Here is an 18,632-nt window from a genome sequence, read left to right as displayed (position 1 = left end):
CACACTTGACCGAGTTCCGACATGAGAATGCGGTCGAATGTGGGAGCGGGCTTGCTCGCGAAGGCGTCAGATCCGGCACTGATTAATCAATGGGGTTTAGCGGCTGCCTGCCACAAAACCTCAGCAACACCCTGGCGTTTGGCAATAATCCGCGCCGCCACGAACAACAAATCCGACAACCGATTGATATACGCCAACCCCACGCCATCCAGTGGCTCAATCCCATTCAACTGCTGACACCGCCGCTCCGCACTACGCGCCAGGCTGCGGCACACGTGTGCCTGGGCGATCAACGCCGAGCCACCGGGCAGGATGAAGTTTTCCAGCGGCCCGACCTCCTCGTTCCAACGATCAATCGCCGCTTCCAATCGGTCCACTTCCGCCGCATTCAGCGCCTTGTACACCGGCATGGCCAGTTCACCGCCAAGGTCAAACAAGCGATGCTGGCACGGCGTAAGCACTTCGATCACATCTTTGAGTTGTGGGTGTTTGCCGCTCTGTTCTTCCAGATTGGCCAGCAATAGCCCCAGTTGACTATTGAGCGTATCCACCTCGCCAATCGCCTCCACGCGCGGGTGGTCCTTGGGCACGCGGCGGCCGTCACCGAGGCCGGTTTCGCCCTTGTCGCCGGTGCGGGTGTAGATCTTCGACAGGCGAAAGCCCATGGTCATTGCTCCAGTTGGGTGAGTTCGTAAGGCGGCAGTTGGCTGCCCGCCAGGGGTAGGCGCAAGGTGAAGCAAGTGCCTTGGCCGAGGGTCGATTGCACTTCCATCTGGCCCTTGTGGTTGTTGGTGATGATGAAGTACGACACCGATAGCCCAAGCCCGGTGCCCTGGCCGATTTCCTTGGTGGTGAAGAACGGCTCGAACGTGCGTTTGCGCACGTTTTCGCTCATGCCGATGCCGTTGTCTTCCACCTGGATCTCCGCCCACGGTGGGTTGAGGCGCGTGCGCAGGATGATGCGTCCGGGCTCGCGGTCGTCTTCACGCAGGTGAATGGCCTGGGCGGCGTTCTTGAGCAGGTTGAGCAACACTTGCTCAAGCTCGTTGGCGGTGCCGGGCACGGGGCCCAGTTGCGGGTCGAACTGGCGGACGATGGCCTGGCCCTTGAAGTCGAAGCCGATGGTCAGGTCGAAATCATTGCCAGCGATTTCCACGGCTTGATCGATCAGCGCGGGCAGGTCGCAGGGCGCCATCTGCCGGTTGCTGCGGCGACTGAAACTGAGCATGTGGGTCACGATTTTCGCTGCGCGCGCGCCGGCCTGCTGGATGCCGTCGAGTAGTTGCGGCACTTCACGGCTTTGCAGGTAGCGGTTCACCGTGTCCAACTCGACGCCGACCTGTTCGGCGTGTTCGAGGTTCTTGGGCAGGTCCGGTGACAAGCGGCGGCGGATGTTCTGCACGTTATGCAGGATCGCCCCCAGTGGGTTGTTGATCTCATGGGCCATGCCGGCGGCCAGCCCGCCGACCGAAAGCATTTTCTCCGACTGCACCATCATTTCTTCCAGGGACAGGCGCTGGGTGATGTCGTCGATGCGGATCACCACCCCGCGCCCGGCGCCGCCCATCAGCGGGTAGAAGGTCAGGGCGTAGTGTTTGGGCTCGTCGTCCTTGATCCAGGTAACGCGCTCGATGCGTTCCACGGTGTGCTGTTCCACTGTGGCCTTGATCTGCGGCAGGTATGGCTTGAGCGGCTGGAACGCAAGGAAGATCGGTTGGTTCAGCGCTTCATCCAGGCGTGTGCCGGAGAGCGCGCTGGCCTCCTGGTTCCACTGGGTGACGTAGAGCTGTTCGTCGAGGGCGATCAGGGCCGACGGCATGGAGTCGATGATGCTGTTGAGGTAGTTCTGGAAACCCGTGAGCTTTTTCTCGATCTTGCTGCGCACCTGTACTTCGAGTTCCAGCTTGCGGTTGGTGTGGCGGGTTTCTTCGGCCAGGCCCTGGGCTTGGGCGTAGGCTTCCTGGGAGTCGTCCCGCGCGCGCTTGAGCTGCTGCTCGCGTGCTTCGATGCGCGACAGCATGGTGTTGAAGGCTTCGGCCAGGCTGCCGATTTCATCGTGGTTGCCGCGCCCGGCACGCAAGGCGTAGTTCTCTTCGCGGGTAACCTGGCGCGACAGTTCTTCCAACTCATGGATCGGCCGGGTGATCAGGCGTTTGATCTGCCGGGCGATGACCAACCACAACAGCACACTGAAAATCAGGATGCCCAGGCTCGCGGTCAAGGTGCCGGTATAGAACGCTACCGGCAGCTCGCTGCTGGCGACCAGCAGCAAATGCCCGGATGGCTGGCCCGGACGGGGCAGGGTGATGACCTGGTTGCTGCGAAACTCGGTGGCGCGCCAGGCCTCGATATGCCGGTAGTTGTCCGGCAGGTGCAGGCGGTCGCCATGTTGCAATTGCGCCAGGCGGTTGCCTTCGCTGTCATACAGGGCGGCGGCGCGCAGCGGTGAGTAGCTGGTCAGCTCGTTGAGCAGGGCGTCGGCTTTGGCCGGGGATTCCAGGGCTTCGGCGGCCAGGGCCGGGTTGGAGACCAACCGACCGATGGCTTGGAGTGCCTGGGGGGCCATGCTCTCCTGGGAGATCCAGTAGGCGGCGCTGATAAACGTGAGGTTGGCCACCAGCAATACAGTGGTCAGCAGCACCAGCAGGGCGGCGAGCAGTTTCTGCCCGACCGGTAGATTTTCAAGACGCTGGCGCAGCGGCATCAGGGTTTTCCCAGGTAATAGACAGGCGGGCAGGGTAGCGCGTGGTTCAGTCGCGGGGCAATCCGCGTGCATGCAACTGCTCGACCAGGCGCATTTGCACTTGTTGCAGGTGCGGCAGATTCAATTGGTGACGGGCCGCCGCCTGGCAAGCATAGCCCAACAGGTAGCTGATTTCGGTGCGCCGGGCGTTGGCCACGTCTTGGTACATCGAGGAGTAATTGGCTGCAGTCGCCTGGATCACCCGTACCACTTCGCTGTGCAGGTCTTGTGCGGCGACGGGCTGGCCGCAGCATTCGAGCAACTCGCTCAATTCCGCGCAGAGGGTCGCGACCTCACAGGCGTGGGCCTGCAAGCCGCCGTTGCGGCATTGGTAAAGCACCGTCAGCGGATTTATCGCACAGTTGAGTGCGAGCTTGCGCCACAGGCGGGTGAGGATGTCGGTGCTCCATTCGTGAGGGATTCCTGCGGCCTGTAGGTCTTCCAGCCACAGCGGCGGGGTGGGATGCCTGGCGTCACCCAGCCAGGTGTAGCCGTGGCCGGCGAACACCACGCGCCAGTCGCCGTCGCGAAACGCGCCTTCGGTGCTGGAGGCATAGATGCAGCGGGCCTGGGGTAACTGGGTGGCAACGGCGTCCTGGCTGCCGAGGCCGTTCTGCAGCAGGATCAGTTCGGCGTCTGGCGCTAGCCGATGTTGCAGCTGTGCGACGGCGCTTTGCGCATCGTAGGCTTTGCACGCCACCAGCAGGCGACGGATTGGCTCTGGGCTGTCGGGCGTTTCGGCGATCACCGGGTAGGTGTGTGCCACATCATGCTCCACCAGGGTCAGACCAGGCGTCGCCTGATAGCTGGCCAGGCGTGCCGCATCGCGCAGGATCAACCGCACGGGCACGCCCGCACGGGCCAGCCGCGTGGCCCAGAGGGTGCCAAGGCTGCCGGCGCCGAGAATATGCCAGGTGGTCGACATCAGATTTTGCTCCGTAGGGTCGCCCGCAGTGAACGAGGCGAAAGAACCGCTATAATGCTCCGGCATTTTAGCTCGGGCGCGCTCCATCTCTACTGAGCCCGCCCCTTATATTGGAGAAATGACATGCCTTCGTTCGACGTGGTATCCGAACTGGACAAACACGAAGTCACCAACGCCGTCGAGAACGCCGTCAAGGAACTGGACCGTCGCTATGACTTGAAAGGCAAGGGCAGCTTCGAATTCAAGGAAAAGGAACTGACCGTCAACCTGACCGCTGAAGCCGATTTCCAGCTGGAAGCGATGATCGAGATCCTCAAGCTGTCGCTGGTCAAGCGCAAGATCGATGCGCAGTGCCTTGAAATCAAGGACGCCTACGCCTCCGGCAAGCTGATGAAACAGGAAGCCGTGCTCAAGGAAGGCATCGACAAGGAGCTGGCGAAGAAGATCGTCGCTCATATCAAGGATGCCAAGCTCAAGGTCCAGGCTGCCATCCAGGGCGAGCAGGTGCGTGTCACCGGCAAGAAGCGTGACGACCTGCAAGAGGCCATCGCGGCCCTGCGCGCCAAGACCTTCGACATGCCGCTGCAGTTCAATAACTTCCGCGACTGATGGCACATCGCGGAACCTGGGGGCGTTTTTGACGTCCCACGCCCCAGAATCCGTGCCTACACTTGAGCCCTACGGGGCTCATTTGCGTTTTTAGGCAGTCAATAAAGCCGCACATCCGCCACACAGGAGAAGCTACATGGATTTGAACGCTGAAATGGATCACTTGATCAAGACCTCGCAGTCGTGGGTCCCGATGATCATGGAATACGGCAGCCGGGTGCTGCTGGCCGTCCTCACCCTGGCCATCGGCTGGTGGCTGATCAACATGTTGACCCACCGTGTGGGGCGCCTGCTGGCCCTGCGCAATGCGGACCTGGCCCTGCAACATTTCATCACCAACCTGGCCAACATCGCGCTGAAAGTCATGCTGATGGTCAACGTGGCGTCGATGATCGGCGTGGCAACCACCTCGTTCGTCGCCGCGATTGGTGCCGCGACCCTGGCCATCGGTCTGGCATTGCAGGGCAGCCTGGCGAACTTCGCCGGCGGCGTGCTGATTCTGCTGTTCCGCCCGTTCCGCATTGGTGACTGGATTGAAGCCCAGGGTACTTCGGGTACGGTCGACAGCATCCAGATCTTCCACACCGTGCTGCGCACCGGCGACAACAAGACGGTGATCATCCCGAACGGCAGCCTGTCCAACGGCATCATCACCAACACCAACCGTCAGCCGACCCGCAAGGTAGTGTTTGATGTGGGTGTGGATTATGACGCCGACCTGCAGAAGGCCCGTGAGGTACTGCTGGAACTGGCGAAAGACCCGCGCGTGCTGGCAGACCCGGCCGCGGTGGCGGTGGTTTCGACCTTGGGCGACAGCTCTATCACTGTGTCCCTGCGTTGCTGGACCAAGACCGCGGACTATTGGGATGTGATGTTCATGTTCAATGAACTTGCCCGTGACCGTTTGAAAGCGGCGGGGATTGATATTCCGTTTCCACAACGGGTTATTCGTGTGATGCAGGAAACTGCAGCTAAATAATGCCAGGCCAATTGCGCCGAACTTGGCTGAAAGGTCAGGTTCGAAGCTGCGAGTTTAATCTCGTTAGTTAGCTTGCTAGTTATTTATTCGCTGAAACAATACTGCAATAAAAAAGCCGCTCCCTTGTTTGCAGGGGAGCGGCTTTTTATTTAAGGCCGAAGCCTTACGTCATCGTTGTAATCAAGCAATCAATTACAGGATGTTCAGCGGGTATTGCGCGATCAGACGCAGTTCGTCGAGCGAACCCGAGTAAACCTGATCAGACGAACGATAGGTCGCTTGACGTACGCGCAGGCTCAGGTCTTTGGCTGGACCGCTCTGGATCACGTACTTGGCTTCGATGTCGCGTTCCCACTCTTTACCGTTGCTGGTGCTGGCGATGTTGGCGCCGGTACCTTTCACGTAACGGGTCATGAAGCTCAGGCCAGGGATACCGAAGGTAGCCATGTTGAGGTCATAACGAGCCTGGTAGGACTTCTCGCCTTCGGCGTTGAAGTCGGAACGGGCGATGGAGTTGGCCAGGAAGATCGTGCCGCCGCCGTCTACGCCGTAGGCGTATTGGCCGTCGCCGGTGACTTTCTGGGCTGCCAGGGTGAAGGTGTGAGCGCCGAGGGTGTAAGCACCCTGCAAGCTGAACGCACGGTTGTCGAGCTTGCTGCCGTCCTTGTCGGAACGTACCAGGCCAGCACCTTCGCTCTTGGTGTCGTAGATGTTGAAGTCTACGGCTACGGATTGGTCATCGCTCAGGGCGTGGGTCCAGTTCACGTTGGCGTAGATCTTCTTCCAGTAATCTTCCACTTTCGAGTAGTAGAGGCTGGTAGTGAACTCTGGGGTCCAGGAGTAAACGCCGCCGACGAAGTTGGCATCACGCAGGCCACGCTTGGAGCCAGGCTCGGAGCTGCTGATACTGTCCTTGTAGGTCTGGTCCTGGGCAACGATCGAGGTGAAGTGACCGGCTTCCAGTTTCAGATCTTTGATGTCGGTGCTGGTGATGGAAACGCCTTGCGGCAGTTCCGGCAGCAAGCGGCTGTCATCGGAGGCGAATACTGGAGCGGTGGTGTATTGATCGCCGACCTTCAGGACCGTGTTGGAGATACGGAACTTAACGGCAGCGCCGCCTTTGGAATAGTCGTCTTCCGAACGGCCGTCGGAGCCTTGAGGGAACAGGCCGGTACCGGCGCGACCCTTGCCGCTGTCGAGTTTGACGCCCAGCAGGCCGATCACGTCTACACCGACACCGATGGTGCCTTGGGTGTAACCCGAGCTGAACAGGCCGTGGAAACCAAGACCGGTTTCTTCGATACGGCTTTGAGTCGCATCGTGGTTACGGCGGTCACGGCTGAAGTACAGGGCGCGGGTCAGAATGCTGGCCGTGCTGTCTTCGATAAAGCCCTTGGAGTCGTCCTGGGCGGACGCCATTGCGAACTGCGAGGTGCCTGCTGAAACAGCCAGGGCGATCATGCTCCACTTCATCACGCGCATCGTGATTTGCTCCTTTGGTTTTTAGGAAGAGTACTGCCGTCCCACCTGTATTTTTGTCTGGGCGGCTCTTTCTTTTTGTGTCGGCGCAAAGTTATATCACGCTGACAATACTTGGCGATACTTGCCTATCTTTCCTTTCAGCTTCTTTACGAGGCTGTCGCAAATTGCTAGATCCATGTCGCAAATTCACAGTCCTGAATGTAGCGGGACTGACAACTTCAATGCTGTTTCCAAGCTTTTTAAAAGTTTGGATTCTTCCTGGTTAAACATTGAAACGCTGCTGTTCTTATCGCGTAACACCTGCTTCCAGGCGGGTGTCGTTGTCGACGATGTGAGGTTGAATGCAACAAGCGTGCACAAACCGGTAACCGAATGTCATTTTTTCGTGAAAGCCGTTATCTCAATGTAAAAACCGCATAAGCACGGGGTTTTTACGCCGTTTGGTTTGGGCTTGACGCCGGGCCATTACACCTGAACGGGGCCGCGCAAAACTTGCTCCAGAGCAAAACGTTACCGGTTCACCCCGCGAGTGGGTAAACGGCGGATCGCTTTGAGGCACAAGTGGGTCATTTTGGTGCGTCCCGCTGAGGCCCGTCTTAGCGTAGTTGAAATATCCGCCTGCATCGAAAAGGTGCAGTTGTTTTTCTCGGGTTGCATCGCACCTTCTGCATGGCGGGCCATTCGAAGGTATGCTGGGCGCCTGAACTGACCTGCCAATACGGAGTGCCCGCGGTGTTCGCCTTAGACCAACGCCTGCAACAAGATACGCTGACCCTCGGGGATTTCCCCTTGTGCCGCCTGCTGCTGTCCAATGATTCGAATTACCCGTGGTTCATTCTTGTGCCGCGTATCAACGGTATCAGTGAAGTGTTTCAACTGGGTGTCGCCGATCAGCAGACGCTGTGGCAAGAGACCACAGCCCTGGCGCAACTTCTCAATGAAGGCCTGGCGGCGGACAAGATGAATATCGGCGCCCTTGGTAACGTGGTCAGTCAGCTGCACGTGCATGTGATCGTGCGCAAGCGCGATGACGCTGCCTGGCCTGCGCCGGTGTGGGGCAAACACCCCGCCGTGCCATATACCGCGGAGCAGGTTGCGGCCATTCGCGCCAGGTTGCGCACGCTGTTGCCTGCCGACTTCATCTTTACCCAGGGCTGAACCATGGATCTGCAAGACCGCGTCAACGACCTGGAAAGCCGCCTGGCCTTTCAGGACGATACTATCGAAACCCTCAATGACATCCTTGTCACCCAGCAACGGGCGGTCGAGCGTTTGCAATTGCAGATGACGGCACTGCTCAAGCGCCAGGAAGAAATGGGCGGCCAGTTCGAGACCTCCGAAGAAGAAGCGCCGCCGCCTCATTACTAAACAGGCGCGCAATAAAAAACCGCGATCCAGTCTGCACTGGATCGCGGTTTTTTTTGCTGCGAAGGCGTGGATCAGCGACGCGGCAGGGCCGCAATCACGTCTTCGGCTTGCAGGCCTTTGTCGCGGTTCATCACGGAGAACTCCACGCGCTGGCCTTCCACCAGGACACGATGGCCTTCGCCGCGAATGGCCCGGAAGTGGACGAAGATGTCGTCGCCCGAATCACGAGAAATAAAGCCGAAGCCCTTGGACGTGTTGAACCACTTGACCGTCCCGGTATCGCGGTTGGTCATGTCGTAGTTTTGCGAAGCGGCTGCAGGCGACGAACGGTAGAAACTGATTGCCAGGTGCAGAACGATGGCAACCACGGCAATTACCAGGCTGAGCAGGATGGCCGGGTGGCCACCGACTTCAGGCATGGGTGCCAGCAGGGTGAGGGTTTGTACGACAACGGTCAGTACCAGCAGTGCGCTGACCAGGTTTTGCAGTTGATGACGTGTGCCTTTGTTCCAGTAAGGGATCACCGGTGCCAGCGTCAGGTTAAGAAGGCCGAACAAGGCCAGGTACAGAGCGTCATATTGTTGCAGGTAGGGCAGGCTTTCAGGCTGCAGGCTCGGGATAAAGGACAGCAGCAAAGCTGCAACGCCCGTTAGCAGGTGGACGATTTTCAACATTTTGATTAACTCACGTTAAGACGGATCACAAGGAAGAGCTGACTGGCACGGTTCGCTTCTGAACAATGGGAGGCGTTGAGCACGTGCGCGGGTATCAGCCTATGTAACGTGCCGCAAACATTAACGGCAGCCACACGCCGCCTATTTAACAGCAAAGGCTGTGCCTACTCAAATCAAGCATTTGCGGGTGTTGCGGGAGACGCGGCGTTTATGCGGCAAACGCTTGTCCTAGACAGGTTTGGGTGTTTTGAGGGGTATTTCAAGAGTCTGCCTGAGCGCTGTAGCGCTTGCCCCACGCGGCCTGGCGAGCGGCAGAGGGGCGATTTGCCGCAGGTCACCGGGGTGTGTCGGGCTGCACAACACCGGGTCTCTTGCTAGAGTGGTCCTGCACCTGATCAATGAACGCTCGTCAATTGAAGGGGAAAAACATGGCAATCGATATTGGTATCAGTGAAGCAGACCGTAAATCCATCGTCGATGGGCTTTCGCGTCTGCTGTCCGATACCTACGTACTGTATCTGAAGACCCACAACTTCCACTGGAACGTCACGGGCCCCATGTTTCGTACGCTGCACTTGATGTTTGAGGAGCAGTACAACGAACTGGCGCTGGCGGTGGATTCCATTGCCGAACGTATCCGTGCCCTGGGTTTCCCGGCGCCGGGTGCCTATTCGATCTATGCTCGCCTGTCTTCCATCAAGGAGGAGGAAGGCGTGCCCAGCGCTGAAGAGATGATCAAGCAGCTGGTGGCGGGCCAGGAGGCGGTCACTCGTACCGCGCGTGGCATTTTTCCATTGCTCGACAAGGTCAGCGATGAGCCGACTGCCGACCTGCTGACCCAGCGCATGCAGGTCCACGAGAAGACCGCGTGGATGTTGCGTTCCCTGCTCGAAAACCAGTAGATACCTGCTTCGAGCGGCGCCACCCTGGCGCCGCTCGCTTGTTTCCCTGCGCTTCCTGGCGTTGTCCTACGACTATCAACTCCGCGTCTTCTGGCCGCTCCGCTCGTCCTGCTGTTTTATAGGCCCACTGTCCAACGGGAGTACCCCGTGGGCTGTTGTTTGGCAATGGAGTGTCAGGTGTATGTCACGCGGAGTGGGTAATGGAGTGATGGAGGCCTGTGGTTTCCATAAGATAAAGGTCGATCCCTTTGCAAAGGGGTTCGACATGGGGCTGTCCAAGCCCTTGTCCCGATCGGTCAGGCTCAATGGGTTTTCCACGTGCCTGCGGCTTGAGCAGATCTATTGGAATATCCTCACGGAAATTGCCAGGATCAATGCCTGTTCGGTCAGTGCGTTGCTGTCGTATGTCGATCGGGAAGTGCATTTGCGTTACGGGGGGGTGAAGAACTTCAGTGGTCTGGTCCGTGTGGTGTGTGTGGTTCACGCATTGAAGGGCCAGGTTGTGCCGCCGAACCCCGAGTAGCACGGCGGCCCCGAGGACGACCCGCTGCCCTGGCGGGCCGTGCTTAGGGCAGAAAGCCGGCTGCGCTGCCTTGATTTACCATATATAATCCCGCGCTTTGCTGCGCAGGCCGGGGCTGTTCTCCAAGGGCCAGGCGTGGCGCAGTAATGATCTGATCGCCGAGACATCGCCATGCCCATGTACGACTATCAATGTGCTTCCTGTGGTCATCAGTTGGAAGCCATTCAGAAGATCAGCGCAGCACCGTTGGTCGATTGCCCAGCCTGCCAGGCGCCGGAACTCAAGAAGATGTTGTCCATGCCGGGCTTTCGCCTGAGTGGCAGCGGCTGGTACGAGACCGATTTCAAGACCGGCTCGAAGAAGAATCTGGCGGGCGGCGACAAAGCAGACTGAGTTGAACTCTACGCGCAGGCTCCTGCATTATCCGTCCCCTGCTTTAATGTACGGTGACGAGGCAGGCCTCCACCGAATTTCGAATTACGAGAAGTGAAACCACTACCATGATGCGCAGCCACTATTGCGGCCAACTGAACGAGACCCTGGATGGTCAGGAAATCACCCTTTGCGGATGGGTTCACCGTCGCCGCGACCACGGCGGGGTGATCTTCCTCGATATCCGTGATCGTGATGGTCTGGCCCAGGTGGTGTTCGACCCGGACCGCGCCGAAAGCTTCGCCGCCGCCGACCGCGTGCGCAGCGAATACGTCGTGAAGATCACCGGCAAGGTTCGCCTGCGTCCGGCCGGTGCCGTGAACGCGAACATGGCCTCCGGTGCGATTGAAGTGCTGGGCTATGAACTGGAAGTGCTGAACGAGTCGGAAACCCCGCCGTTCCCACTCAACGAATACTCCGACGTGGGCGAAGAAACCCGCCTGCGCTACCGCTTCCTGGACCTGCGTCGTCCGGAAATGGCCGAGAAGCTGCGCCTGCGTTCGCGCATGACCACCAGCATCCGCCGTTTCCTCGACGAGAACGGCTTCCTGGACGTGGAAACGCCGATCCTGACCCGGGCCACCCCGGAAGGCGCGCGCGACTACCTGGTGCCGAGCCGTACCCATGCCGGTTCGTTCTTCGCCCTGCCGCAATCGCCACAGCTGTTCAAGCAACTGCTGATGGTCGCTGGCTTCGACCGTTACTACCAGATCGCCAAGTGCTTCCGCGACGAAGACCTGCGCGCCGATCGCCAGCCCGAATTCACCCAGATCGACATCGAGACCAGCTTCCTCGATGAAAACGAGATCATGGGCCTGACCGAAAAAATGATCCGCAACCTGTTCAAGGAAGTGCTGGATCTGGAGTTCGGCGATTTCCCGCACATGACCTTCGAAGAAGCCATGCGCCGCTACGGTTCCGACAAGCCAGACCTGCGCAACCCGCTGGAACTGGTAGACGTGGCCGACCAACTGAAGGAAGTCGACTTCAAGGTGTTCAGCGGCCCGGCCAATGACCCTAAATGCCGTATCGCCGCCCTGCGCGTACCTGGCGGCGCAAGCATGCCGCGCAAGCAGATCGACGACTACACCAAGTTTGTCGGCATCTACGGTGCCAAGGGCCTGGCTTACATCAAGGTCAACGAGCGTGCTAACGGTGTTGACGGTCTGCAATCGCCGATCGTGAAGAACATCCCGTTGGACAACCTGAACGCGATCCTCGATCGCGTTGGTGCAGTCGATGGCGACATCGTGTTCTTCGGCGCCGACAAGGCCAAGATCGTCAGCGAAGCCCTGGGCGCGCTGCGGATCAAGCTGGGTCACGACCTGAACCTGCTGACTTGCGAGTGGGCCCCGATGTGGGTCGTTGACTTCCCGATGTTCGAAGAGAACGACGACGGCAGCTTCAGCGCCTTGCACCACCCGTTCACCGCGCCGAAGTGCTCGCCGGCCGAGCTGGAAGCCAACCCGGCTGGCGCACTGTCCCGCGCCTACGACATGGTTCTGAACGGTACTGAGCTGGGTGGCGGTTCGATCCGTATCCACCGCAAGGAGATGCAGCAAGCGGTGTTCCGCCTGTTGGGCATCAACGAAGCGGAACAGGAAGAGAAGTTCGGCTTCCTGCTCGACGCCCTGAAATACGGTGCGCCGCCCCACGGTGGCCTGGCGTTCGGCCTGGACCGTCTGGTGATGCTGATGACCGGCGCCCAGTCGATCCGTGAAGTGATCGCCTTCCCGAAAACCCAGAGCGCTGCGGACGTCATGACCCAGGCTCCGGGTGTGGTGGATGCCAAGGCACTGCGCGAACTGCACATCCGCCTGCGTGAGACACCGAAGGCTGAGTAAGGCTGCGGCGTGAAAGCGCGTTGAGTTCTACGCAGTCTAAAAAAGGCGCATCTTCGGATGCGCCTTTGCGTTACAAGGGTTGCATCCTGCCTGGGGCAGGGTTGACAAGGTTTCTACAGAATTTCGGAGTTGTGTTATGGCTGGCCATTCCAAGTGGGCGAACATCAAGCACCGCAAAGAGCGTCAGGATGCCAAGAAAGGCAAGATTTTCACCAAGTGGATTCGCGAGCTGACTGTCGCTGCCCGCCAGGGCGGTGGTGACCCGGGCTCCAACCCGCGCCTGCGCCTCGCGCTGGACAAGGCCCTCGGCGCCAACATGAGCCGCGACATTATCGACCGCGCCGTGGCCCGTGGTGCCGGCGCTGCCGATACCGACGACATGGTCGAGCTGACCTACGAAGGCTACGGCCCGGGCGGCGTGGCGGTGATGGTCGAGTGCATGACCGACAACCGCAACCGCACTGCGGCGGCCGTGCGCCATGCGTTCAGCAAGTGCGGCGGCAACCTGGGCACCGATGGTTCAGTGGCTTACCTGTTCGAGCGTAAAGGGCAGATCACGTTCGCGCCGGGTACGGATGAAGACGCGCTGATGGAAGCGGCGATGGAAGCGGATGCCGACGACGTGGTCACCAACGACGATGGTTCTATCGACGTGTTCACCTCGTTTGCCAGTTTCTACGCCGTGCGTAACGCCCTGGAAACCGCCGGTTTCAAAGGTACCGACGCGGAAATCGTGATGCTGCCGACCACCAGCGCCGAACTGGACCTGGATGGCGCACAAAAAGTGCTGAAGCTGCTGGATATGCTCGAAGACCTGGATGATGTGCAGAACGTCTATTCCAACGCCGACATCCCGGAGGATGTGGCTGCACAGCTAGTCTGAGGTATGACGTCGATCAAAATGTGGGAGCGGGCTTGCCCGCGAATGCGGTGTACCAGTCGCTGAAAATGTTGACTGATCCACCGTCTTCGCGGGCAAGCCCGCTCCCACATTGGATCTCCTTTGTATCAAAATTGTTTTACCCAAACCGCAGGCGTTATGACTTTAATCCTAGGTATCGACCCCGGTTCGCGCATCACCGGTTTTGGCGTGGTGCAACAGACCCCGCGTGGCTGCATCTACGTCGCCTCGGGCTGTATCCGCACCGGGGCGGGCGAGCTGGCCGAGCGCCTGCAGATTGTTTATCGCGGCGTGCGTGAAGTGATCCAGACCTATGGTCCGGTGACCATGGGCATCGAAAAGGTGTTCATGGCCAAAAACGCCGATTCGGCGCTGAAGCTCGGCCAGGCCCGTGGCGCTGCCATCGTCGCAGGTGCCGAGGAGGGCATGGAGATCGCCGAATACACCGCGACCCAGGTCAAGCAGGCCGTGGTCGGCACCGGCGCGGCGAACAAGGAACAAGTGCAGATGATGGTCATGCACATGCTCAAGCTCACCGCGAAGCCACAAATCGACGCCTCCGACGCACTGGCCATCGCCATTTGCCACGCGCACACCCGTTCCAGCCTGTTGCCTCACGGCCTGGGTACTGCACGCAGTCGTGGCGGGCGGCTGCGTCTCTGATAGCATCAGCGCAATCGTTTTTCCCGGTCAGGCCTTTTATCTGACCTCAAGCTTTAAGGATTTGAACCGTGATTGGACGCTTGCGCGGCACCCTGGCTGAAAAACAGCCGCCGCACCTGATTCTGGATGTAAACGGGTTGGGGTATGAGCTGGAAGTGCCCATGACCACCCTGTATCGCCTGCCGTCGGTCGGCGAGCCGATTACGCTGCACACCCACCTGGTGGTGCGCGAAGATGCGCAATTGCTCTATGGTTTCATTGGCAAGCGCGACCGTGATTTCTTCCGCGAGCTGATTCGCCTCAATGGTGTCGGGCCGAAACTGGCGCTGGCGTTGATGTCGAGCCTGGAAGTGGATGAGCTGGTGCGCGCCGTCTCGGCCCAGGACACGTCGGCGCTGACCAAGGTGCCGGGGGTTGGCAAGAAGACCGCCGAGCGCTTGCTGGTCGAACTCAAGGACCGCTTCAAGGCCTGGGAAGTCGTGCCAAGCATGTTCGCCCTGGTGCCGAACCAGCCGGATATGCCGGCGGCCCAGGTCGCCAGCGCCGAGAGCGATGCTGTCAACGCGCTGATTTCCCTGGGCTACAAGCCCCAGGAAGCCAGCAAGGCCGTGTCGGCCATCAAGGACAAGAACCTGAGTGCCGAAGACATGATCCGCCGCGCCCTGAAGGGAATGATTTAAGTGATTGAAGCTGATCGTCTGATTGCGGCCACCGGTCCGCGTGACCGTGAAGAAGTCCAGGACCGCGCCATCCGCCCGTTGAGCCTGGCCGACTACATCGGCCAGCCCACCGTGCGCGAGCAGATGGAGCTGTTCATCCAGGCTGCGCGCGGGCGCAGTGAGTCCTTGGACCACACGCTGATCTTTGGCCCGCCGGGCCTGGGTAAAACCACGCTGGCCAACATCATTGCCCAGGAAATGGGCGTGTCGATCAAGTCCACGTCCGGCCCCGTGCTGGAGCGTCCGGGTGATCTGGCGGCGTTGTTGACCAATCTTGAGCCCCACGACGTGCTGTTTATCGACGAGATTCATCGGCTGTCACCCATCGTCGAGGAAGTGCTGTACCCGGCGATGGAGGATTTCCAGCTCGACATCATGATCGGCGAAGGCCCGGCGGCCCGCTCGATCAAGCTCGACCTGCCACCCTTCACCCTGGTCGGCGCCACCACTCGCGCGGGCATGCTGACCAACCCGTTGCGAGACCGTTTCGGCATTGTTCAACGTCTAGAGTTTTATAGCACTGCAGACCTGGCGACCATCGTCAGCCGTTCGGCGGGCATTCTCGGCTTGCCCCTGGACCCGGAAGGTGCGTTTGAAATCGCCCGTCGTGCCCGCGGTACGCCACGAATCGCCAACCGTCTGCTGCGTCGCGTGCGTGACTTCGCCGAAGTGCGGGCCAAGGGGCATATCACCAAGGCCGTCGCCGACCTGGCCTTGAACCTGCTGGATGTGGACGAGCACGGCTTCGATCACCAGGACCGACGTCTACTCTTGACCATGATCGAGAAGTTCGACGGCGGCCCAGTGGGTGTCGACAGCCTGGCGGCTGCCATCAGTGAAGAACGCCATACCATCGAGGATGTGCTGGAGCCTTACCTGATCCAGCAGGGCTATATCATGCGCACGCCGCGGGGGCGCGTGGTGACGCGCCACGCCTATCTGCACTTCGGGCTAAACATTCCGTCACGATTGGGTGAGATGCCCGTGGTAGACGAATTCCTTGATGCAGTGGACGATTAAAAAGGTCACGCCAGTCGATTTATCTGAGGTTTGTGCTGTCCTAGTGGCTGGTGTCGTCATTCAGTCGTTAGAAATGTTTCATAGAATGAAAAAACAGTTGCCCAGCCAATTGGCAACCTGAGGAGTAAGCACTAGAGTATGCGCGCGCAAAACGGGGATCAGTCGTTCGCACATCGCTGTCGCGTTTATTACGAGGACACCGATGCGGGCGGCATCGTGTATTACGTCAACTATCTCAAGTTCATGGAGCGGGCTCGCACCGAGCGGCTGCGGGAGCTGGGCTTTGCCCAATCCCAGCTGGCAGGGGAGGACCTGTTGTTTGTCGTGCATTCCAGCGAGGCGCGCTATCACGCGCCGGCGCGGCTCGACGACGAACTGCTGGTCAGCGCTGAAGTAATCGAATTGAACCGTGTCAGCCTGCGCTTCAAACAGCAGGTCAGGCGGGCAACGGATGCAACGCTGCTCTGTGAGGGGCAGTTCCTGGTGGCCTGTGTGCGCACCAATAGTTTGAAACCCCGGGCCATTCCCGAAGCTCTACGTGCGGCCTTTGCCGACGTAAGCGGCGCGGGTAAACAATCAAAGCAGGAGATTTAGCGTGGAACCTACCGTCGTCGACCATTCCTCCATGTGGAGCCTGGTCAGCAATGCCAGTGTCGTGGTTCAACTGGTGATGCTGACCCTGGTAGCCGCATCGGTTACCTCTTGGGTCATGATTTTTCAGCGCAGCAACCTGCTGCGTGCCGGTCGACGTGCCCTGGAGAGCTTTGAAGAGCGCTTCTGGTCGGGTATCGACCTGTCCAAGCTGTACCGCCAGGCGGGCAGCAACCCGGACCCGGATTCGGGCGTCGAGCAGATCTTCCGCGCCGGCTTCAAGGAATTCTCCCGTCTGCGCCAGCAGCCAGGCGTCGACCCGGAAGCGGTGATGGAAGGCGTGGCCCGTGCCATGCGCGTCGCCATCTCCCGCGAAGAAGAGAAACTGGAGCAGAGCCTGCCGTTCCTCGCCACCGTGGGTTCCGTGAGCCCGTACATCGGTCTGTTCGGTACCGTGTGGGGCATCATGAACTCCTTCCGTGGCCTGGCCCAGGCTCAGCAAGCGACCCTGGCCACCGTGGCCCCGGGTATCGCCGAAGCCTTGATCGCTACTGCGATCGGCCTGTTCGCTGCGATCCCGGCAGTCATCGCCTACAACCGTTTTGCCGCTCGCGGCGAAAACCTGATTGGCCGTTACTACACCTTCGCCGATGAATTCCAGGCGATCCTGCACCGTAAAGTGCACACCAGCGAAGAATAAGCAGGTACCTCCCGATGGCTTTAATCACTCGAGCTCGAACCAAGCGCAAGCCGGTCGCCGAGATGAACGTAGTGCCTTACATCGACGTGATGCTGGTGCTGCTGGTGATCTTCATGGTGACCGCGCCGATGCTCAACCAGGGTGTGAAGGTTGACCTGCCCAAGGTTTCCAGCGAAGCCTTGCCCCAGGACAACAACACCCAGGTGCTGACCATTTCGATCAAGTCCGACAAGACCTATTACTGGAACCTTGGCAGCGAAGTCGACACTCAGAAGCAACAGGACAAGGCCATGACCTTGCCGGCGATGACCGATGCGGTGACCAAGATCATTCGCGCCGGCAACGAAGGCGGCAAGCACACCCAGGTGTTCATCCGGGGTGACAAGGCAGTCGACTACGGTTCCGTCATGGGTGCCATGGGCGGGCTGCAGAAGGCCGGCGTCGGTAACGTTGGCTTGATTACCGAGGCGCCCTGATGCAGCAACAGCGAGAGCCGTCCGCCTCGGAAAGCTACTTCTGGCCTAGCGTCTGGGCAATTGCCCTGCACGTCCTGGTGTTTGGCATGCTGTTCGTCAGCTTTGCCATGACCCCGGACCTGCCGCCAGCCAAGCCGATCGTGCAGGCGACCCTGTATCAGCTGAAATCGAAAAGCCAGGCCACCACCCAGACCAATCAGAAGATTGCAGGTGAGGCCCAGAAGTCGGCTGCGCGCCAGACTGAAGTCGAACAGATGGAACAGAAGAAGGTCGAGCAGGAAGCGGTGAAGGCTGCTGCGGAACAAAAGAAAGAAGAGGCGGCTCAAAAGGCCGAGGAATCGAAAAAGGCTGACGAAGCGAAGAAGGCCGACGAGGCGAAAAAGGCTGATGAAGCCAAAAAAGCCGAGAAGGCTGCCGAAGCTAAAAAAGCCGAAGAGAAACAATTGGCTGATATAGCCAAGAAGAAATCTGAAGAAGAAGCCAAGAAAGCTGCCGAAGAAGAGGCCAAGAAAAAGGCCGCTGAAGAAGCCAAGAAGAAAATAGTCGAAGACGCGAAGAAGAAAGCCGCCGAAGACGCCAAGAAAAAAGCTGAAGCAGACGAGGCGAAGAAAAAAGTCGCCGACGACGCGAAGAAGAAAGCTGCCGCCGATGCCACCAAGAAAAAGGCCCAGGAAGCAGCACGTAAATCCGCCGAAGAGAAAAAGGCCCAGGCCCTGGCAGATTTGCTTTCCGACACGCCGCAGCGTCAGCAAGCCTTGGCCGATGAACGTGGTGACGAAGTCGCGGGCAGTTTCGACGACCTGATTCGGGCACGGGCAGCGGAAGGTTGGACACGTCCACCTTCGGCACGCAAAGGCATGACAGTAGTGCTGCAGATCGGCATGTTGCCGGACGGTACGGTGACTTCGGTCAGCGTGGCCAAGTCCAGTGGCGATGGTTCGTTCGACAGTTCGGCGGTTGCAGCGGTCAAGAACATTGGCCGGTTGACCGAGATGCAGGGAATGAAACCAAGCGACTTCGCTCCCTATCGTTCATTCAAGATGACATTCACACCTGAGGATCTAGCCTTGTGAGAAACCTT

21 protein-coding genes are annotated in these 18,632 nt (G+C 59.4%); 16 read left to right on the top strand and 5 right to left on the bottom strand.

The genetic code is table 11. The features are described 5' to 3' along the window. Positions 1 to 86: 86 nt before the first annotated feature. The 3 genes from OPU96_RS07630 to OPU96_RS07620 are packed head-to-tail and all read right to left on the bottom strand — an operon-like array spanning position 87 to position 3,668. Entirely contained in the window at positions 87 to 665 is a 579-nt protein-coding gene (locus OPU96_RS07630; protein ID WP_226456257.1) for a cob(I)yrinic acid a,c-diamide adenosyltransferase, read from the bottom strand. A 2-nt stretch (positions 666 to 667) separates the two neighbouring features. Next, complete coding sequence (locus OPU96_RS07625; protein WP_192299435.1) at positions 668 to 2,704, bottom strand: sensor histidine kinase; 2,037 nt, start codon at positions 2,702 to 2,704, stop codon at positions 668 to 670. 46 nt (positions 2,705 to 2,750) lie between these two features. After that, positions 2,751 to 3,668: a putative 2-dehydropantoate 2-reductase gene (locus tag OPU96_RS07620; protein ID WP_305391447.1), complete on the bottom strand. Its 918-nt coding sequence runs from the start codon at positions 3,666 to 3,668 to the stop codon at positions 2,751 to 2,753. A 123-nt stretch (positions 3,669 to 3,791) separates the two neighbouring features. Here OPU96_RS07620 and OPU96_RS07615 point away from each other — a divergent pair, with 123 nt between their 5' ends. Both OPU96_RS07615 and OPU96_RS07610 read left to right on the top strand, forming a co-directional pair. Then, entirely contained in the window at positions 3,792 to 4,277 is a 486-nt protein-coding gene (locus OPU96_RS07615; protein ID WP_003175814.1) for a YajQ family cyclic di-GMP-binding protein, read from the top strand. A 136-nt stretch (positions 4,278 to 4,413) separates the two neighbouring features. Beyond that, complete coding sequence (locus OPU96_RS07610; protein ID WP_305391446.1) at positions 4,414 to 5,256, top strand: mechanosensitive ion channel family protein; 843 nt, start codon at positions 4,414 to 4,416, stop codon at positions 5,254 to 5,256. 192 nt (positions 5,257 to 5,448) lie between these two features. Here the strand turns inward: OPU96_RS07610 and OPU96_RS07605 are convergent, their stop codons facing one another. Further along, the gene (locus OPU96_RS07605; protein ID WP_192299432.1) at positions 5,449 to 6,738 is read right to left on the bottom strand and encodes an OprD family porin; all 1,290 of its coding nucleotides are present in this window, start codon (positions 6,736 to 6,738) and stop codon (positions 5,449 to 5,451) included. A gap of 732 nt (positions 6,739 to 7,470) precedes the next feature. Here OPU96_RS07605 and OPU96_RS07600 point away from each other — a divergent pair. Both OPU96_RS07600 and OPU96_RS07595 read left to right on the top strand, forming a co-directional pair. Next, positions 7,471 to 7,896 (top strand): HIT domain-containing protein, encoded by a 426-nt coding sequence (locus OPU96_RS07600; protein WP_192299431.1) that lies wholly within the window; start codon positions 7,471 to 7,473, stop codon positions 7,894 to 7,896. A gap of 3 nt (positions 7,897 to 7,899) precedes the next feature. Beyond that, complete coding sequence (locus tag OPU96_RS07595; protein ID WP_010208093.1) at positions 7,900 to 8,106, top strand: SlyX family protein; 207 nt, start codon at positions 7,900 to 7,902, stop codon at positions 8,104 to 8,106. A gap of 71 nt (positions 8,107 to 8,177) precedes the next feature. Here the strand turns inward: OPU96_RS07595 and OPU96_RS07590 are convergent, their stop codons facing one another. After that, positions 8,178 to 8,780 carry a cold-shock protein gene (locus OPU96_RS07590; RefSeq protein WP_191956007.1) on the bottom strand — a complete coding sequence of 201 codons (603 nt, stop codon included), beginning with the start codon at positions 8,778 to 8,780 and terminating at the stop codon, positions 8,178 to 8,180. Positions 8,781 to 9,208: 428 nt separating this feature from the next. Between OPU96_RS07590 and OPU96_RS07585 the strand changes: the two genes are divergently transcribed. The 12 genes from OPU96_RS07585 to tolA all read left to right on the top strand — a co-directional run bounded on the left by OPU96_RS07585 (position 9,209) and on the right by tolA (position 18,624). Beyond that, the gene (locus OPU96_RS07585; protein ID WP_122720393.1) at positions 9,209 to 9,682 is read left to right on the top strand and encodes a Dps family protein; all 474 of its coding nucleotides are present in this window, start codon (positions 9,209 to 9,211) and stop codon (positions 9,680 to 9,682) included. 181 nt (positions 9,683 to 9,863) lie between these two features. Further along, a complete protein-coding gene (locus tag OPU96_RS07580) occupies positions 9,864 to 10,205 on the top strand; it encodes a ribbon-helix-helix domain-containing protein (RefSeq protein ID WP_305391445.1) in 342 nt (113 codons plus the stop codon). A gap of 171 nt (positions 10,206 to 10,376) precedes the next feature. Further along, a complete protein-coding gene (locus OPU96_RS07575) occupies positions 10,377 to 10,598 on the top strand; it encodes an FmdB family zinc ribbon protein (RefSeq protein ID WP_010208103.1) in 222 nt (73 codons plus the stop codon). 107 nt (positions 10,599 to 10,705) lie between these two features. Further along, positions 10,706 to 12,481 carry an aspartate--tRNA ligase gene (gene aspS / locus OPU96_RS07570; protein ID WP_192299429.1) on the top strand — a complete coding sequence of 592 codons (1,776 nt, stop codon included), beginning with the start codon at positions 10,706 to 10,708 and terminating at the stop codon, positions 12,479 to 12,481. Positions 12,482 to 12,617: 136 nt separating this feature from the next. Further along, entirely contained in the window at positions 12,618 to 13,364 is a 747-nt protein-coding gene (locus OPU96_RS07565) for a YebC/PmpR family DNA-binding transcriptional regulator (protein WP_226456251.1), read from the top strand. 156 nt (positions 13,365 to 13,520) lie between these two features. Then, the gene (gene ruvC / locus OPU96_RS07560; RefSeq protein WP_065908840.1) at positions 13,521 to 14,045 is read left to right on the top strand and encodes a crossover junction endodeoxyribonuclease RuvC; all 525 of its coding nucleotides are present in this window, start codon (positions 13,521 to 13,523) and stop codon (positions 14,043 to 14,045) included. Between the two features lie 68 nt (positions 14,046 to 14,113). Then, entirely contained in the window at positions 14,114 to 14,725 is a 612-nt protein-coding gene (gene ruvA, locus OPU96_RS07555) for a Holliday junction branch migration protein RuvA (RefSeq protein ID WP_003193868.1), read from the top strand. Continuing rightward, positions 14,726 to 15,784: a Holliday junction branch migration DNA helicase RuvB gene (gene ruvB, locus OPU96_RS07550; RefSeq protein ID WP_015885611.1), complete on the top strand. Its 1,059-nt coding sequence runs from the start codon at positions 14,726 to 14,728 to the stop codon at positions 15,782 to 15,784. A gap of 138 nt (positions 15,785 to 15,922) precedes the next feature. After that, the gene (gene ybgC / locus OPU96_RS07545) at positions 15,923 to 16,378 is read left to right on the top strand and encodes a tol-pal system-associated acyl-CoA thioesterase (protein WP_015885610.1); all 456 of its coding nucleotides are present in this window, start codon (positions 15,923 to 15,925) and stop codon (positions 16,376 to 16,378) included. Between the two features lies 1 nt (position 16,379). Beyond that, entirely contained in the window at positions 16,380 to 17,075 is a 696-nt protein-coding gene (tolQ, locus tag OPU96_RS07540) for a protein TolQ (RefSeq protein ID WP_010208111.1), read from the top strand. Positions 17,076 to 17,098: 23 nt separating this feature from the next. Beyond that, positions 17,099 to 17,551 (top strand): protein TolR, encoded by a 453-nt coding sequence (gene tolR / locus OPU96_RS07535; protein ID WP_161549410.1) that lies wholly within the window; start codon positions 17,099 to 17,101, stop codon positions 17,549 to 17,551. Then, entirely contained in the window at positions 17,551 to 18,624 is a 1,074-nt protein-coding gene (tolA, locus tag OPU96_RS07530) for a cell envelope integrity protein TolA (RefSeq protein WP_017738026.1), read from the top strand. Before tolR ends, tolA begins: the two co-directional genes overlap by 1 nt. The last annotated feature ends 8 nt before the right edge of the window (positions 18,625 to 18,632 follow it).

It is taken from the genome of Pseudomonas sp. RP-B7 (genome assembly GCF_059803535.1).
The sequence above is the reverse complement of the archived record's forward strand: the minus strand, read 5'-3'. Positions and strand labels throughout refer to the sequence as shown.

What these genes read in the sequence shown, in the direction of transcription:
- OPU96_RS07630 (WP_226456257.1), bottom strand. Translation starts at nt 665, where the DNA reads ATGGGCTTTCGCCTGTCGAAGATCTACACCCGCACCGGCGACAAGGGC.
- OPU96_RS07625 (WP_192299435.1), bottom strand. Translation starts at nt 2,704, where the DNA reads ATGCCGCTGCGCCAGCGTCTTGAAAATCTACCGGTCGGGCAGAAACTG.
- OPU96_RS07620 (WP_305391447.1), bottom strand. Translation starts at nt 3,668, where the DNA reads ATGTCGACCACCTGGCATATTCTCGGCGCCGGCAGCCTTGGCACCCTC.
- OPU96_RS07615 (WP_003175814.1), top strand. Translation starts at nt 3,792, where the DNA reads ATGCCTTCGTTCGACGTGGTATCCGAACTGGACAAACACGAAGTCACC.
- OPU96_RS07610 (WP_305391446.1), top strand. Translation starts at nt 4,414, where the DNA reads ATGGATTTGAACGCTGAAATGGATCACTTGATCAAGACCTCGCAGTCG.
- OPU96_RS07605 (WP_192299432.1), bottom strand. Translation starts at nt 6,738, where the DNA reads ATGCGCGTGATGAAGTGGAGCATGATCGCCCTGGCTGTTTCAGCAGGC.
- OPU96_RS07595 (WP_010208093.1), top strand. Translation starts at nt 7,900, where the DNA reads ATGGATCTGCAAGACCGCGTCAACGACCTGGAAAGCCGCCTGGCCTTT.
- OPU96_RS07590 (WP_191956007.1), bottom strand. Translation starts at nt 8,780, where the DNA reads ATGTTGAAAATCGTCCACCTGCTAACGGGCGTTGCAGCTTTGCTGCTG.
- OPU96_RS07585 (WP_122720393.1), top strand. Translation starts at nt 9,209, where the DNA reads ATGGCAATCGATATTGGTATCAGTGAAGCAGACCGTAAATCCATCGTC.
- OPU96_RS07580 (WP_305391445.1), top strand. Translation starts at nt 9,864, where the DNA reads ATGTCACGCGGAGTGGGTAATGGAGTGATGGAGGCCTGTGGTTTCCAT.
- OPU96_RS07575 (WP_010208103.1), top strand. Translation starts at nt 10,377, where the DNA reads ATGCCCATGTACGACTATCAATGTGCTTCCTGTGGTCATCAGTTGGAA.
- aspS (WP_192299429.1), top strand. Translation starts at nt 10,706, where the DNA reads ATGATGCGCAGCCACTATTGCGGCCAACTGAACGAGACCCTGGATGGT.
- OPU96_RS07565 (WP_226456251.1), top strand. Translation starts at nt 12,618, where the DNA reads ATGGCTGGCCATTCCAAGTGGGCGAACATCAAGCACCGCAAAGAGCGT.
- ruvC (WP_065908840.1), top strand. Translation starts at nt 13,521, where the DNA reads ATGACTTTAATCCTAGGTATCGACCCCGGTTCGCGCATCACCGGTTTT.
- ybgC (WP_015885610.1), top strand. Translation starts at nt 15,923, where the DNA reads ATGCGCGCGCAAAACGGGGATCAGTCGTTCGCACATCGCTGTCGCGTT.
- tolA (WP_017738026.1), top strand. Translation starts at nt 17,551, where the DNA reads ATGCAGCAACAGCGAGAGCCGTCCGCCTCGGAAAGCTACTTCTGGCCT.